15 protein-coding genes are annotated in these 16,038 nt (G+C 51.7%); 9 read left to right on the top strand and 6 right to left on the bottom strand.

All coding sequences use genetic code 11. From position 1 onward, the window contains the following. Nucleotides 1–9: 9 nt before the first annotated feature. The 4 genes from glpX to D5366_RS04865 form a co-directional block, all read right to left on the bottom strand. A complete protein-coding gene (gene glpX / locus D5366_RS04880) occupies nucleotides 10–1,011 on the bottom strand; it encodes a class II fructose-bisphosphatase (RefSeq protein WP_141492520.1) in 1,002 nt (333 codons plus the stop codon). After that, on the bottom strand, nucleotides 1,008–2,297 hold the full coding sequence (locus tag D5366_RS04875; RefSeq protein ID WP_141492519.1) for a homoserine dehydrogenase: 1,290 nt from the start codon (nucleotides 2,295–2,297) through the stop codon (nucleotides 1,008–1,010). Before D5366_RS04875 ends, glpX begins: the two co-directional genes overlap by 4 nt. After that, nucleotides 2,294–3,532 (bottom strand): LL-diaminopimelate aminotransferase, encoded by a 1,239-nt coding sequence (locus D5366_RS04870; protein ID WP_141492518.1) that lies wholly within the window; start codon nucleotides 3,530–3,532, stop codon nucleotides 2,294–2,296. The genes D5366_RS04875 and D5366_RS04870 overlap by 4 nt, the downstream gene beginning before the upstream one ends. Nucleotides 3,533–3,601: 69 nt before the next feature. Further along, nucleotides 3,602–4,492 carry a hypothetical protein gene (locus tag D5366_RS04865; protein ID WP_240775352.1) on the bottom strand — a complete coding sequence of 297 codons (891 nt, stop codon included), beginning with the start codon at nucleotides 4,490–4,492 and terminating at the stop codon, nucleotides 3,602–3,604. A gap of 177 nt (nucleotides 4,493–4,669) precedes the next feature. Here D5366_RS04865 and D5366_RS04860 point away from each other — a divergent pair, with 177 nt between their 5' ends. The 8 genes from D5366_RS04860 to D5366_RS04825 all read left to right on the top strand — a co-directional run bounded on the left by D5366_RS04860 (nucleotide 4,670) and on the right by D5366_RS04825 (nucleotide 12,364). Continuing rightward, entirely contained in the window at nucleotides 4,670–5,284 is a 615-nt protein-coding gene (locus D5366_RS04860) for an ATP-dependent Clp protease proteolytic subunit (RefSeq protein WP_141492517.1), read from the top strand. A gap of 52 nt (nucleotides 5,285–5,336) precedes the next feature. Continuing rightward, nucleotides 5,337–6,359, top strand: coding sequence for a ferritin-like domain-containing protein (locus D5366_RS04855; RefSeq protein ID WP_141492516.1), 1,023 nt, complete (start codon nucleotides 5,337–5,339; stop codon nucleotides 6,357–6,359). A gap of 20 nt (nucleotides 6,360–6,379) precedes the next feature. Continuing rightward, nucleotides 6,380–7,243, top strand: a complete 864-nt coding sequence (locus D5366_RS04850) for a hypothetical protein (RefSeq protein WP_141492515.1) — start codon at nucleotides 6,380–6,382, stop codon at nucleotides 7,241–7,243. A 106-nt stretch (nucleotides 7,244–7,349) separates the two neighbouring features. Further along, nucleotides 7,350–8,867, top strand: a complete 1,518-nt coding sequence (xylB, locus tag D5366_RS04845) for a xylulokinase (protein WP_141492514.1) — start codon at nucleotides 7,350–7,352, stop codon at nucleotides 8,865–8,867. Nucleotides 8,868–9,291: 424 nt separating this feature from the next. Beyond that, nucleotides 9,292–10,341: a uroporphyrinogen decarboxylase gene (gene hemE, locus D5366_RS04840; protein ID WP_141492513.1), complete on the top strand. Its 1,050-nt coding sequence runs from the start codon at nucleotides 9,292–9,294 to the stop codon at nucleotides 10,339–10,341. Beyond that, nucleotides 10,338–11,042, top strand: a complete 705-nt coding sequence (locus D5366_RS04835) for an HAD family hydrolase (RefSeq protein WP_141492512.1) — start codon at nucleotides 10,338–10,340, stop codon at nucleotides 11,040–11,042. The genes hemE and D5366_RS04835 overlap by 4 nt, the downstream gene beginning before the upstream one ends. Then, entirely contained in the window at nucleotides 11,036–11,482 is a 447-nt protein-coding gene (hemJ, locus tag D5366_RS04830) for a protoporphyrinogen oxidase HemJ (protein ID WP_141492511.1), read from the top strand. The genes D5366_RS04835 and hemJ overlap by 7 nt, the downstream gene beginning before the upstream one ends. Nucleotides 11,483–11,611: 129 nt before the next feature. Next, nucleotides 11,612–12,364, top strand: a complete 753-nt coding sequence (locus D5366_RS04825) for a glycosyltransferase family 32 protein (protein ID WP_141492510.1) — start codon at nucleotides 11,612–11,614, stop codon at nucleotides 12,362–12,364. Nucleotides 12,365–12,412: 48 nt separating this feature from the next. Here the strand turns inward: D5366_RS04825 and D5366_RS04820 are convergent, their stop codons facing one another. Both D5366_RS04820 and D5366_RS04815 read right to left on the bottom strand, forming a co-directional pair. Next, the gene (locus D5366_RS04820; RefSeq protein ID WP_141492509.1) at nucleotides 12,413–13,366 is read right to left on the bottom strand and encodes an SDR family oxidoreductase; all 954 of its coding nucleotides are present in this window, start codon (nucleotides 13,364–13,366) and stop codon (nucleotides 12,413–12,415) included. Beyond that, entirely contained in the window at nucleotides 13,350–13,964 is a 615-nt protein-coding gene (locus D5366_RS04815; protein ID WP_205839623.1) for a DedA family protein, read from the bottom strand. Before D5366_RS04815 ends, D5366_RS04820 begins: the two co-directional genes overlap by 17 nt. A gap of 161 nt (nucleotides 13,965–14,125) precedes the next feature. On the opposite strand from D5366_RS04815, the gene D5366_RS04810 reads away from it, so the two are divergent. After that, nucleotides 14,126–16,036 (top strand): alpha/beta hydrolase family protein, encoded by a 1,911-nt coding sequence (locus D5366_RS04810; RefSeq protein WP_240775350.1) that lies wholly within the window; start codon nucleotides 14,126–14,128, stop codon nucleotides 16,034–16,036. Nucleotides 16,037–16,038 lie beyond the last annotated feature (2 nt).

Here is a 16,038-nt window from a genome sequence, read left to right as displayed (position 1 = left end):
TTATACCGTTCAGTCTAAACCTCGCGCCCCGAGGCGACGGTCGTGCAAACTCTCAATATAGCGCACCGTGCCCGTCAAAGAGCGCATTACTAACGAATTTGTTCTGACCCGATGTGTTCCCACACCTTGGACACCCCTTAGCAGAGGCCCAGTCGTAACACCCGACGCACAGAATAAAACAGGGCCAGAAGCCATATCATCCAAGAACAAACGCCGGGCAGGATCGCGCCCTTGCGCCATATCAGCAGCGCGCTGGCGTTGGATGTCATTGTCGAACAGTAAACGACCCTGCATCTGCCCCCCTACACAACGTAGCGCTGCTGCCGCCAAAACACCCTCAGGTGCCCCGCCGGACCCCGCGTAAATATCGACACCACCCTCCGGCAAACATGTCGCGATTGATGCTGCGACATCGCCATCCGTAACCAACATCACACGAGCACCTGCTTCACGCGCATAAGCAATGAGGTCTTCATGGCGTTCACGGTCTAAAGCGCACAACACCAACTCTGAAACATCTTTGCCTTTAGCTTTGGCAAGGGAACGCAGATTTGCCTGAATAGAGGAATCAAGGTCTACCACCCCGTCAGGAAGATCCGGGCCAACGACAATTTTTTCCATGTAAACGTCAGGCGCATGAAGAAAGCCGCCGCGCTCCGCCAACGCAACTACGGTGAGAGCGCTGGGCAAACTCCGGGCACACAGGTTTGTCCCCTCCAGCGGATCGACAGCAATATCCATCGCTGGGCCACCACACCCAACATGCTCCCCAATGTAGAGCATGGGGGCTTCATCCATCTCGCCTTCACCAATGGTCACCACACCATCGATGGAGACTGTATCAAAGGCTGCACGCATTGCTTCTACCGCAGCACCGTCCGCTTCGTTCTTACACCCGCGCCCTGTCCAAACGGCCGCAGCAATCGCTGCAGCTTCGGTCACCCGGACAAGCTCTAATGCCAGATTACGATCTTTAGGATGCTCCGGTGGGGCAATACGCGCAGCGCTCATCGCAGACTATCCTCGATTTTTAATACTAACGGCTCACCGTTAACGGCCGGCAAAGCTGCCAGCCCTTTAGCTGCTTCACGGACTGCGCTTTCGGCAACTCCATGCGTAACCAGTGCGACATAAGCACGGCCAGACGCCGCTTCATGCTGAGAGACAAAATGCACAGATACGTCGTGATCACGCAGGACAGACGTCAGGTCAGCCATCGTTCCTGAACGATCTGCTACATCCAAGCGGATATAAAAAGCACTTTCAACATCCGCAAGTGAACCGCATTCCACCGCGTCTGAAACCGCTCCAACCCCCCAAACAGGAAGAGAAGCACCGCGCGCCAGATCAATTAAATCCGCAACTACAGCGCTTGCTGTAGGGCCTTCACCCGCGCCGCGGCCAGAAATTGTTATTGGCCCAGAAAAGGGGCCCGACGTCGTCACCGCGTTGAAAACACCCTCAACACCAGCAATCGGCGCAACCACCGGCACCATACAAGGGCGCACCCAAGCTTCCAGCGCCTTGCCCTCATGCTGCCGGGCAAGGCCCAATAATTTAATGCGGTAACCTAATTCAGTCGCAAATCGTAGATCGGCCGCTGTAACATTGCGAATGCCTTCAACAGGCAAACTCTCAAAACGAATTGGGTTGAAAGCAATACCCGCCAAAATAGCGAGCTTATGTGCAGCATCCCACCCATCTACGTCCGTTGATGGCTCAGCCTCAGCATAACCCTTTTCTTGTGCCTCAGCTAAAACATCAGAAAAATCCCGACCAGATGTCCGCATCTCTGTCAGGATATAGTTACACGTACCATTCAGAATACCGCCTACGCGGTCCAGACGTTCAGCAGCCAAGCCTTCTCTTACGAGCTTGATCGCCGGGATTCCGCCCGCTACCGCAGCCTCAAATAACAACGTCGTATTGTTATCTGCTGCCAAACGGGCCAAAGCACTGCCGTGCAAAGCGACCAAAGCCTTGTTAGCCGTAACGACCGGTATACCGCGCCCCAAGGCCGCTTCGACCATTAATCGCGCAGGCCCCTCAGAACCACCGATCAACTCAACAGCAACGTCAATTTCCGTGTCTTGCGCCAACGATACAGGATCATCGTGCCAACGCAGACCATCAAGCGAGATACCGCGATCCCTGTCCCGGCTGCGCGCACTGACAGCAACAACCTCTACAGGACGCCCACCGCGTGCAGACAGTTCTTCTGCGTGAGCACGCAGCAATTTAATAACACCAACCCCAACTGTGCCGAGACCCGCTAATCCGATCCGCAATGGTTTCACGATGATGCCACCTTTATTCCTGTATCCGCTGATGAAGCATCCGCTGGGCGGCCTACTCCGTGACGGTTCATAAATCCTCTAATGGAGCGCGTAGCCTGACGTAGACGCTGCGTGTTCTCCACCAATCCAATTCTTACAAATCCATCGCCATACTCACCAAAACCTAAGCCCGGTGCAACAGCAACACCTGCCTCTTTCAAAAGCAGTTTAGAAAATTCAACGCTGCCCATTTCCGCAAACTTTTCCGGAATAGGTGCCCACGCAAACATTGAGCCTTCAGGCGTGGGAACATCCCAGCCCGCTGCGTGTAAACCCCGCAACAGCACATCCCGGCGATCGCGGTATAAATTCCGCATATCTGCAACATAGTCCTGAGGGCCATTCAAAGCTGCAACAGATGCCACCTGAATAGGCGTGAACGCACCATAATCAAGATATGACTTGATGCGCGTCAGGGCTTGAACCAAACGTGGATTGCCGACGGCAAACCCCATACGCCAACCAGCCATGGAATACGTTTTGGACATAGACGTAAATTCAATGGCTACGTCTTTGGCACCGGGCACAGAAAGAATAGAAGGCGGAGGCACATCGCCAAAATAAATTTCACTGTAAGCCAGATCTGACAAGATCCAGATATTTTCACGCCGGGCAAACGCCACGAGCTCTTTATAAAAATCGATATCCGCCAAAAATGCCGTCGGATTAGACGGGAAATTAACAATCAAAGCCGTGGGCTTAGGAACGGAATGTTTAACGGCACGGTATAGTGCACGCAACATATCCTCATCTGGCGTTGCTGGTATGGACCTTACAGACGCACCAGCAATAATGAACCCAAACTGATGGATGGGGTAAGACGGGTTAGGCACCAAAATGGTATCGCCGGGGCTGGTAATTGCGGATGCAAGATTGGCCAGCCCTTCCTTGGAACCAAGGGTAACAATAACTTCCGTCTCTGGGTCTAGTTTCACACCAAAGCGCCGCTCGTAATAAGCAGCTTGCGCACGACGTAACCCCGGAATACCACGGCTGACGGAGTAGCCATGGACACGAGGGTTGTTCAACGTCTCTACCAATTTTTGGGTGACGTGCTCCGGCGGTGCAGAATCTGGGTTCCCCATTCCTAGATCAATAATGTCCTCACCGGCCGCGCGGGCGGCTGCCTTGGCCTTGTTCACTTCAGCGAACACATAAGGAGGCAGACGGCGGATGCGATGGAACTCTTCAGTCATGATCAGCTCAAAGTTAGAAATGGGTTGAACCCGTGACGATAGACAGGTTTTTTACGAAGCGAAACTCCCTCACTTCGTAATACGGACTCGCACTCCATCACCTATTGCTGCGCCTTGCAAATCAATCATGGATTGCGGCACTCCCTGCGCGACCAAACCCCGTGCCACGGTTTGCGCCCGCAGCAGCCCTAAAGAGACTTCTCGCACCTGATCAGCGGGGGCCAGCCCTGCATCCGCACTCATAGCGGCGCCGAACCCGAGTATCTTTACCCGCTTTCCTCCACGCTGCCCGGCAATGCGCCGATAAGATGCGACTGCATCTCCTACCGTTTGATCTGTAGCAACCTGAAAGCGGATCAGGGTTCCTTCAGGTGTGGAAGCATCAATATCCGGCACCAAACTGCTCGCGCTACTTGCCGTCGCGGGGACTGCAAACCCAGCAAAAGAAATCGGAGCAGGGGGGGCACTCGGCATGTCCGGCAGAGAACCAGACGTGACGGTTTTTTTCGTTACCAGCTGAGGCATAGCGAGTTCTGGTGCTGCCTTGGAGGATGCCACCGGAGCTGGTGCGGAGTTTGGCACGGTATTTTTGTCGTCTGCAGCCCCCATTGTCGCATTATTTGGCGTGAATACTGGCGCTGGGGGAGCAGTTTTAGGCACAACGGGCAATGGCCCCTGCGCAGCACTAACACGCTGAGCAAGGTTCCGGTCCATTTCCAGTTGTTGGGTTTGTAGCTCTCGCGCAGCAGGCGAGGGAAGGTCAGGCTCTTGCGTGGGCGTTTTACTGACCAACGGATACGGGTCGCTTTGCCCGGGCGGTGGCGGACGAAGCTTGGCAATCTCTCCACCTTCAAAGTTGTGCCACCACTGATTAGTGGTTTCCACGCCGTCCTGATGTGCACATCCCGCCAGCCCCAAAAGGAAACCACCGATTAGCATTCCGTGTTTTCGTCTAAGCACTGCCGCAACCCCGCTCTTGTTTTGGGCCAACCAAAAGATGAAATTTAAAGAAACCTACCCTCTCTCGCCCTTTATGGCGAGACTTCGTGCAGCATCGGGCTTGGCACCGAGGCAAACGAAGCGCAGGATAGGGAAAGAAGACGCAGGATCACTGTAAACATCAAGGACATCATACGCATGACCTTCCGACGCTTTGACGAAGAAACAGACACCCCGGCCAAAGAAGAGGCCAAGACCTCTGTAGGGCCTGAACTGGAAAATCGGCTTTTTGATCAGCGCAAAGTTCTGATCTTTGGCGGAATTAACGATAAGCTTGCCCGTGAAGTCACAGGGCGCCTGCTTGCTCTTGCTGGTGAGTCTGACAAACCCATCGACGTCTACGTCAATTCACCCGGTGGCCACGTCGAAAGTGGCGACACTATCCACGACATGATCCGCTTTGTGGATTCTGTGGCTCCTATCAACATGATCGGAACCGGTTGGGTGGCATCCGCCGGCGCGCTCATTTACGCAGCAGGCCGCCCTGAGCGTCGCGTTTGCTTACCAAACACACGCTTTTTGCTGCACCAACCAATGGGCGGGGTCCGCGGTCCAGCGACTGACATCGACATTGAAGCCCGCGAAATCATCAAAATGCGCGAGCGACTGAACCGCCTCTTCGCACGTGAAACTGGTCAAACATACGAAAAAATTGCCAAGGACACGGATCGTAACTACTGGATGTCCGCAGAAGAAGCGATTGAATACGGGCTTGTAAACCGTGTGATTTCGTCTGCAACAGACCTCGTATAACGCTCAACCATTCAGGAGCACGGCGTATGAATAATACGCCGCGAACATTGTCATGACCAGCGCGCCTCATTCTTCCTTCAAAAGCGCCAAATCGATCGAAGAGATCTATTCTCATCTGCCAGATGCCCCCTCGCAGAAAACGCTCGAACGGGTTGATTATGAGGCCCGGCACTGGAGCAGTGACATACCCGGACCATTAAAACCCGGCACGGAAGAGCACAAACGTGCAACGGCGCAAATGTTCCGGGAAACGTTCAACCCCTACAAGCCTTCAGTCATTCCTTGGCCTGAGCTAGACCCCGTTACGCTGCACCGCATCACGTCACTCCCTATTTGGGATATTGCCGTGCAAACAGAAGGCAAAGCACGTCTTCGCATGGCCGCATATGCTGCCATGATTGATGACCCGGACATGAAGGACGCTCTCTCGCGCAATGCGTGGGAAGAGAACCGCCACAAAGAAGTGCTGTCTAAGCTTGTCGCGGCCTACAACATTCAAATGGCTCCGGAACCAGAATACAAAGAGCCAAAAGATACGGAATGGGCCTATTTGGTAACGGGCTTTTCTGAATGCGTTGATAGTTTCTTTGCCTTTGGGTTGTTCGCTCTTGCTGAACGCTCAGGACTTTTCCCACTCGAACTCATCGAAACGTTTGAGCCGGTCATGCAGGAAGAGTGCCGCCATATTCTTCTCTTTGCCAACTGGCTCGCATGGCATCGCGCCGTAATGCCGTTTTGGAAACGCCCTTGGTTTGAACTGCGCGTTATCGCTGTATGGGCTTTCCTTGCCTATGAACGCATGGGCTTGGCACGCTCCATGGACGACAACGGCAATGAGCAAACACAAGACAACAACTTCACAGTTAGCGGCGCGAAGGATGTCACGGATATTGACATTAAAGTGCCCGAACTCATGCAACTCTGCCTTGATGAAGATGCACGTCGTTTCTCAGGCTATGATCCAAGACTGAGACGCCCAACAACGACCCCCGCAATCGCACGGACGATCATAAAGGGCGCCAAGTTCTGGGACAAAATGCAGTCACGGTTCAGAAAACATAAGGCCGCAGCCTAACCTGCATAAAGGAGGGCATTATGTCCGTGATCGAAGCAGGCTCAGAGCAGCATAAGCGCTTTTTCTGCCAGCAGTTCATTGATACGCATCAGGTATTCGATCCGGACAGCCTTCCTTGGCCTGAACTCTCGGAAACTGACCTCGCGAAGTTGAGGGCCGTTCCTTTCTGGCAAGAAGTTTACCACACGGAACGCCGGGCTGGAGCAATCGTGGACGCTTTCACCCCACAGATTGCCGATCCAATAGTGAGGGAAGCCGTCGCGCTTCAAGGCCTCGAAGAAGCACGGCACGCCAAACTTATCCAAGTGATGATTGACCGCTACGGCCTGGACGCACATCCTCAGCCTCTTGAAAAATTCCCCGAGGATCTTGAAACAGCCTTTATCGATTTTGGGTTTGGTGAATGTCTGGACGCTTTTTTAGGCTTTGGTGCTTTTAAAACAGCGCGTCAGTCCCGTTTTTTGCCCGAAGCAATGTTCGAAATTTTCGATGTCTTGATGTTTGAAGAAACGCGCCACATCGTTTTTTTTATTAACTATATGGCTTGGCGCGAACGTCAAAAAGGTCTGGGTAGCACGCGCAGACAGCTTAAAACCCTTCGTTTCTACAGTCGTGCTGCCAAGCGTTTGTTTGGAATGGCAAAACGCGGCCAGGACGCTAATGACGGAAAAGATTTTGCCGTCACTCAAACCAATCTTTTCTTGGAAGGCTTCTCGTTTCGCGGCTTCGTGGAAGATTGTTACCGAGAAAATGCCCGGCGTATGGAAGCTTTCAACCCTTCACTCATGCAGCCACGCTTACTGCCCGGGATAGCGGATCTTGCACTTCGTGGCCTAAAAGTCTGGGATACAGCACGCCCTTTTCTGAGACGTCAAAGCCGCTAAAAGATCGCGTAAATGTGCGCAGCATCACAAAAATCGTGATCCCCTTTTCAAGGGCACGGAGCGTAACACGTTTGCAGCAGTGAACGCCGAAACGGGATCCACCCACATGTATATTGGTATTGATGCAGGCACCTCAGGCCTGAAAGCCATTTTGGTTGACGAGAACCAGAATATTCTTGCCGATCAAACGGTGCCCTTGACCGTACAGTCACCACAAACCGGCTGGAGCGAACAAGACCCGGAGCAATGGTGGGCTGCCCTGCTTGAAGCTCTCGATGGCCTTCAGGCAGCTTCCCCGGAAGCTATGGCAGACGTCAAAGCAATTGGTCTTTCAGGTCAACAGCACGGAGCTGTTTTGCTGGGTGCTGCTGATGAGGTCTTGCGTCCTTGCATCTTGTGGAACGATGTGCGCTCCGACGAGGAGTGCAAAGAATTTGAAGAGCTCTTTCCGCAAAGTCGTGCTGTCTGCGGAAATATTGCTATGCCGGGCTTTACGGCGCCTAAAGTGCTGTGGGTCCGCAAACATGAGCCTGATATCTTCAAAAAAATTCATTCCGTTCTTTTGCCCAAAGCATGGCTACGCCTGAAGTTATGCGGCGAAAAAATTGAAGACATGTCTGATGCATCCGGGACGCTGTGGCTTGATGTTGGCCAACGCGAATGGTCAGATGAAGCACTCAAAGCAACAGGCCTCACGCGCGATGCAATGCCACGCTTGTGTGAAGGCACAGACATCGCTGGGCAGCTCTTACCAGCATTAGCGAAACGCTGGGGTATAAAACACCAGCCTATTATTGCCGGTAGTGCGGGCGACAATGCAGCCTCAGCAATTGGGCTTGGCGCTGTTCACACGGGTAATGCTTTTTTGTCGCTCGGCACGTCAGGAGTGTTGTGGTGTACAACTGACTGCTTCCGGCCCAATACAGACAGCGCCATTCACGCAATGTGCCATGCACTACCGCAGAGCTGGCACCAAATGGGCGTAACCCTTTCAGCAGCATCGTCACTTTCGTGGTGGGCTGAAATTAACCATTGTGATGTTTCAACTTTGCTTGACGAATTGCCTGAGCAGGTTGTGCGTCCTTCCCGTGCGTTATTTTTACCTTACCTCAATGGCGAGCGTACACCTTACAATGATGGTCGTGTTCGCGGGGCATTTTTCGGGCTGGACCGCAGCCTGTCCCGTCAGGAACTTACACAAGCCGTCCTAGAGGGCGTTGCTCACTCCTTCAGAGATGCCCTAGACGGCCTCAAAGAGGCTGGCTCAGTCATTCGCTCGGCAGATGTTATTGGAGGGGGCTCACGCAGCCGCCTGTGGGTGTCTATACTAGCGTCTGTTCTCAACCTTCCCCTGCACCGTCTAGCGCATGGTGAGCAAGGCGGAGCCTTTGGCGCTGCACGCCTTGCCCGGTTGGCGCTCAGCTCAGAGGATGTGGAGAACGTTTGTACACCACCCGAGCGTTCTGAAACAATCTCGCCCATCCCGGAGTTGGTGGAAGCTTACACCCATGCTCAAGAGCGTTACCGCTTTGCCTATCCGTTACTAGCGAAAATTACGACCGCTGGGCATGGCGTACCGCACCATGCAGGCCCACATGGTCACCATTATGGCTATGATCATTAAAAATCGGCCTCCTGCTCTAGCGCAGTCCCGATCAGCGAAGTGGGACCTGTATTGGGAATCGGGCTTGGACATGTTTATACACCTGTCAGCACTGCGTTCGAGTACTGGGGTACATGGGGACGGTACTGCCTTACCACAGGAAGGTACCGAGTACTGGGGATGAATGGGTACACCTCCATCCTGTGGGGATTGTACACAGGCCTTCTGTGGGTAAATCGGGATAGAATCATACAGCCCGCTTTATCCTTAGGCGACAGAGTTGTACACACTGTGCAAAAGCTGGGGTACATTCTCTGAAAGCCGGGTACCCCAAGTACCACAGGGTTCTATAATCCCAACAGGATTTCTTTCTTTTATTATTCATGGTTAGTGAGCGCTATGAATTCGCTGTTCTCCTCTGAAACTGCATAAAAAGGCTCTAGATGTGACTGCTTCAGCATCCTCTCAAAAACCTCTTCTTCGTGCACTTAAGGGCGAAGCATTATGGCCGCCTCCACTCTGGTTGATGCGCCAAGCAGGGCGTTATTTGCCAGAATTTAGAGCTTTGAGGGCACAAGCTGACTTTTTGACGCGGTGCACAACGCCTGACATTGCAGAAGAGCTGACACTCCAGCCAATCCGCCGTTACGGCATGGATGGAGCCATACTTTTTTCGGACATTCTCATTCTGCCTTGGGCTATGGGGCAGTCGCTTGAGTTTGTTGAGGGAAAAGGGCCTATTCTTCAGCCTATTCGTTCCGAGGAAGACCTAAAGCGCCTTGATCCAAAACGCATTGCGGATGTCACGGCACCAATCCGCGAAACATTGACCCGTTTGACAAAATCCCTACCTGAGCAAACAACTCTTATTGGCTTCGCAGGAAGTCCCTTCACAGTAGCGTGCTACATGGTCGAAGGTAGTGGCTCCAGAGATTTTGCAATTACGCGAAAAATGATGATGGAGGAGCCACTCGTTTTTGACCGTTTGATTGACCTTTTGGTTAATCAAACCGCAGAAATGCTTTTTGGTCAGATAGAAGCTGGCGCTCAAGCAGTTATGTTATTTGATTCTTGGGCAGGTTTATTGCCTCCATCAGCTTTCAGGCGTGCAGTTATTGAACCAACGCGCAAAATTGTGAGCCTGCTTAACGACCGGTATCCGCATATTCCTGTTGTTGGTTTCCCGCGCTTGGCTGGGGTTATGGCTGTCGAATATGCCGTTAAAACTGGCGTTGGTACTCTCGCTTTGGATACGAGCGCAGATCCGGTACAGATTGCTGCTTTGCTCGATCAACACGCGCCACATGTCACATTGCAAGGTAACCTAGACCCAACCATATTGTTTTCAGGTGGTGAGGCCCTTGTTCAGGAAGCTCAGGCTATTCGGGATTCCTTGCGTCATCGGCCCCATGTCTTTAACCTCGGGCACGGCGTAATGCAGCATACACCGCCTGAACATGTGGCAGAATTGGTGGCAGCGGTAAGGTCTCTATGACAGCATTAGACCCTTCTGGACGTTTGGAACTCATCATTTTTGATTGTGATGGTGTCCTTGTCGATAGTGAGGTGGCTTCGTGTCAGGCTACGGCGCAATATGCCCGTAGTCTGGGGCTGGAACTCACCGATGAAGAGGCCCATAAGCGTTTCGTAGGGATGGCCTTGCCTGATGTTGTGCGCGATCTGGAGCACGAACTGGACCGTAAATTACCAGAAAATACGGCGCTCATTTTGCGTGAAAATCTTGTACGCTTAATGGAAAAAATGGCAGAACCTGTAAGTGGTTCTGTAGAAATGCTAGAAGAAATTCGGCGTTTGCGAATGCCGGTTCGTGTTGGATCAAATTCTTCTATTCAAGAAATGGAAGCTAAGTTTTCACGAACAAGAATGACAGGTTTTTTCCCGGAAAACCGTATTCATTCAGCAACTGACATGAAACAACCCAAGCCGTCACCTGCCGTCTATCTGTACGCAGCAGAACAAGAGGGACGAGCGCCAGAAAACTGCCTTGTTATTGAGGATAGTGATCCAGGTGCGGAGGCCGCGTGGCGTGCCGGTATGAGTTGCATCTTGCTCCGAGATGAGGGGCAACCATTACCGTCTTTTTGGCCACAACCTGGCTTCGTGCGGATAGCGCATTTATCTGAGTTAGCCCCCTTGGTTGAAACTGTTATTACCAGTCAGGGCAAAAAATGGTGAATATCTTGCTGGCGCATATGCAGTGGCTTCTAGCATTGCATATCATGGCTTTTACGGCATGGATGGCAGGCCTGTTTTATTTGCCAAGGCTTTTTGTGTACCACTGTCAAGCAGAACGGGGTACAGCAGACTACGAACGCTTCACAGTTATGGAGCGTAAGTTGCTACGCCAGATCATGAATCCTGCCATGATCGTAACTATTCTGGCTGGTGGGGCCCTTGCATCATTACCGGGTATTATCGATTGGGCAGCTCCTTGGTGGTGGGTTAAGCTCGTATCCGTACTTGGTTTATGTGCATTCCACGGTTTTTGTGGGGTATGGCGTAAGCAGTTTTTGCGGCATGATAATCAGCACAATGAGAGATATTATCGGATAGCAAATGAAGTTCCGACGTTACTAATGATGATAGTTGTGATTATGATTATCGTCAGGCCGTAAAACGAGTAACTTTCATTGTAGTATTTCGTTCCTGCATACTAAGTCTTTGGCGCGGCACGATATTGGGAGATTAGACCGTTGACGATACAAACTCCAAATTCTTTGCAAGCTGTTTATGCAGGAGAAAGAATGCCATGTTTTGACCTGCTCACAGCGGGAATTGAAACAGGTTGGCTCCCCAATATTGCAGAGAGTTTTGTCAACGGTATTCCTGAAAATATTCCTAAAAGACTTATTCAATACTGGCATTCAAAAGAAATACCGGAAGAAGTTTCAAAAAATATAGAAAGCTTTAAAAACTTTAATAAAGAATTCTCACATCATATTATAGATGATGAAGAAGCACGTTCTTTTATTTACATTCATTACGGACAAGATGCAGCTCTTTTATACGATGCATGTTTTCATGCAGCGATGAAATCTGATTTTTGGCGTATATGTGATTTATACCAGAATGGTGGTGTTTACGTTGACGTCGATACTTTAGCCCATGGCCCTATTGCTAAAATAGGCGCAGGGCAGAACTTTAGCTGCTTGCTGACGTACTCTATTGGCCAGCCGTGGTGCATCGACAACGATTTTTTCATGACAGAGGCCCGGCATCCCGTCATGCAGGCTATTTTAAATGGCTTGTTCGAAAATGTGGATCGCTTCGTTAAAACGCGGAGCTTTGAGAATATTTGGGTCGAGACTGGACCTGGTGTTACCACGATGAAAGTGGCGCGCTGGTTGGCGCAAAAAGCAGTCGATGAGCAAGTTCTTCCCAAAGATACGGGCGTCGTGTTCCGACACCATCACGCTCTAGGGGAAGCATTTTATCATGCCGAAATGGAATATAAAAACTCGCCAGAGGGTAATTGGCGTACTGCGCAGCCATCTTAATGCTCAAAACCCGGCATAGGCTTTAGTCGCCTGATGCCGGGTTATTAACTAGATCAAGCCGTATCTTACGCCGGTCATGGTCTCGGATAATGTCCATAAGCGGCGTGCAAGTTCAGGATCACGAGCTAGAGCCGGGATGAAGGCCTCCGCAGGTGGCCCGCGCCTTTCATCTCTATTTTTGGGGCCGTAATAGCCGCCATCTTTCGCTTGTGGTGCTGTCAGCGCATATAAAAGTGGTTCCGCTCCCTGCGCGACATCTTGGCCCATGAATGTAAAAATTTTCCAGCCCACTGAGCGTATGGCTTTGCGTGCCAAACGCGGGACCAAGCTGCTTTTCTGATCAAAAGCTGCGTTATTCAACATGATGTTGCTGGCAGACCAACCGGGATGAGCTGCACGTGAGTGAATAGGCCACGGCGCTTTTTTCGCCCGGCGATCAAGCTCGAACGCGAAGAGAAGATTTGCGAGTTTGCTTTGCTGGTAACGCTCAAATGCTTGGTAGTGATGGCGTGCATTCAGGTCGCCAAAGGGCAGGGAGCCTTTCTTGGCGGCGAGAGAGGCAACAGTCATAATTCGTGCTTCTCCTCTCGCTAAGAGAGGGAGAAGATGCCCCGTTAGTGCAAAGTGCCCAAGGTGGTTTGTGCCAAACTGGAGCTCAAAGCCGTCTTTGGTTGTCAGGCGTTGGGCAGGAGCCATGACCCCCGCATTATTGGCAAGGAAGTGTAGTGGTTCCCCGTGTGATTTCAGGCTGGCAGCACATTCTGCAATCGAGGCTAATGAAGCAAGGTCAAGCACTTCAAACCGCGCGATGGCTGTAGGAACGCGGTGTCGCAGCTCTTGCAGTGCGGCATGACCTTTTTCTAACGAACGTCCGCTGAGGATAACGTTCGCTCCTCTTGCCGCGAGGCTGACTGCGGTTTCAAATCCAAGCCCGCCCGTGGAGCCAGTAATCAGCGCCGTTTTACCAAGAAGGGAGGAAGGGGCGTTAGCTGTGATGGCCATTTGATGATCTCTGCTTTGCCGGAGACGAGGAATTGTTTTCCTCGAGGCGCGCTTGCTCGAGGGCTTCTTCTGTCAGGCGTTTCTCGTTCTTTTTCAGGAACAAAAAAGCGCCAACAATGAATACAACGCTGAAAGCTGCAAGAGTGATACCAACAGGGCCTGTTATTTTTTCAATTTGCTTACCTAGTTGGTAAGTGATGATGGCGTAACCGCCGCCCCAAGCAATGCCACCTAATGCATTGTAAAAGAGAAATGTTGTCCAAGGCATACGGTTTGCACCGGCTAGGAGCGCTACGAAAACGCGCAGTATCGCGACAAACCGGCCAAGGAAAACGATAATCCCGCCATGGCGCTTAAAAAGGTAGCGCCCAAGTAATAAGCGTTCTTCAGTCAGGCCAACTTTGGTTCCGTGCTTGCGCAAGAGGCTGTAGCCGTAGCGATGCCCGATAAGATATCCCAGATTATCACCCATGATTGCGCCAATGATTGTCGCGACAACAATCCATTGGATTTCGAGGTGGTGGGTGCTGCCTGCATAGAGGGATGCGGCAATAATAATACTTTCTGCGGGTAATGGCAGCCCCATGCTTTCCAGCATGACAATGATCCCAATGGCCCCATAGCCATAATGTCGCAGCAAGTCTTCGAGGAGGGGAGATAGGTGAGGCAGAGTTTGGGTTCCGTTCGTAAGCTGGTCGTTGTTGGTTACGGCCGGTAAGCTTGGTATGCTTAGCATAAGACATACCCACAGGATGGAAAATGATGGATTTGCATCAGCAAAAATCAGAAGGTGCCGTTAAGGCTGGATTTTGGCCATCTTGGGTATCTCCCTCACTGGTTGCAGGCAAAACGCTCAGCTTTAACGAATTACGGACAGCAGGAAACTGGGTGTTGTGGCTGGAAACACGGCCAGAGGATTCAGGGCGGAGCGTTATCACGGCTTTTACGCCCGGCGGTGGCTATGCAGATCTTTCACCTGTGCAGGTTAGTGTAGGAACATCTGTTCACGAATATGGTGGTGGCGCTTGGGATGTTCGGCTGGGTGCTGATAACAGCCCAGAGTTGGTGTTCAGCGACCGTAAAACTGGTGGGTTATGGTTTGGAGAGCAATGCGTTTTGCAAAGCAATGTGCATCGCTACGCCGATATTACATGGGCAACTGATGGCAGTGGCGCTTTCGCTGTGCGAGAGCAACATCAAGACGCGGGTGAGCCTGTGTCCGTGTTGGTATTTGTAACACGCTCGGGCCAAGAGACAGTTCTGCTGGAGGGAGCCGATTTTTACGCAGCACCCCGTCCATCGGCGGATGGTGGCTGGTTGGCATGGTTTTCATGGCAGCACCCTCATATGCCTTGGACGCAGACACAATTGCATGTTGCCTCTTTACACCACAGCAAGGAGGGTGGGCTCTCTCTAGGGCGGATTACTGATTTAACGGGGCCGGAAACGTGCAGCATTATAGAGCCCCGCTGGAGCAAGGATGGCGCCTTATTTGCGACAGAGGATAGCTCGGGCTTCTGGGCACCGGTAAGCTTCATACACGAAGCTGGCGAATGGAACAGACAAACGCACCCATTCTCTGGGGCGGAAATAGGCTTGCCACATTGGGTTTTCGGGCAGCGTAGTTTGCTCCCTGTCGATGCCAATAATCTTTTAGCCCTTGGTGTTTCAGACGGCTTTAATATTGTTCAGGAGTTGAAGGAGGGAGTATGGAAATCTTACACAGATATTTCTCCCTCAAATGTGCCGGAGCCTTTGTCTGATGGTCGCTTTGCTTGGATAGATACGCCATCAGATGTTCCGCCACGTATCATGGTTGGCGGATTATCCGGGCTAAGACATGTGATACGCAACAGCGTAGAGTTGCCTAAAGGTGTGACAGAACAAGATGTGTCTATCCCACAGCCAATGACGTTCAAAACGACTGGTGGGGCTATTGCACATGCACTGTATTATGCGCCTGCCAGCCATCATTATGCACTTGAAGCAGACGAACTGCCGCCTTTGGTTGTCATGGCTCATGGTGGCCCCACTGGGCGTGCGAACCCAGGATTTGCTTTCAAAGTGCAGTTTTGGACGTCACGTGGTTTCGCGGTTTTGGACGTGAATTATAGGGGCTCTACAGGTTACGGCCGCGACTACCGGAAAGCTTTGGATGGTAAGTGGGGCGTTGTAGATATTGATGATGTTTTAGCCGCAGGGAAGGCCGTAATAGATCAGGGAAGGGTAGATCCTAAGCGCTGCACAATTCGCGGTAGCAGCGCAGGCGGCTTGACGGTCTTGGGTGCTTTGGCACGATCGAAAGTCTTTATTGCTGGGACTGTGCTTTACGGCGTAACGGATTTACGAGGTTTGGTGGAAGAAACCCATAAATTCGAGGCAAGATATTTGGACGGCCTTATCGGTCCTTATCCTCAAGCAGAGGACGTCTATTTGCAGCGCTCTCCTCTGACATTTGCAGAAGATATTGCTCAGCCTGTTTTGTTTTTACATGGTGATGAAGACAAAGTGGTAGCGCTTTCGCAAGCGGAAGACATGGTTGCGTGCCTTAAGCAGGCTGAACTGCATGTCTATGCCGGGGAGAAGCATGGCTTTCGGCAAAAAGAGACTGTTATGGATGCATTTGTGCGCGAGTTAGCCTTTTATCAGGCAGTCTTTGCGTCGCTTTAAGT

This window comes from Neokomagataea tanensis, assembly GCF_006542335.1.
In the GTDB taxonomy this organism is placed as follows: Bacteria; Pseudomonadota; Alphaproteobacteria; order Acetobacterales; family Acetobacteraceae; genus Gluconobacter; species Gluconobacter tanensis.
The sequence above is the reverse complement of the archived record's forward strand: the minus strand, read 5'-3'. Positions and strand labels throughout refer to the sequence as shown.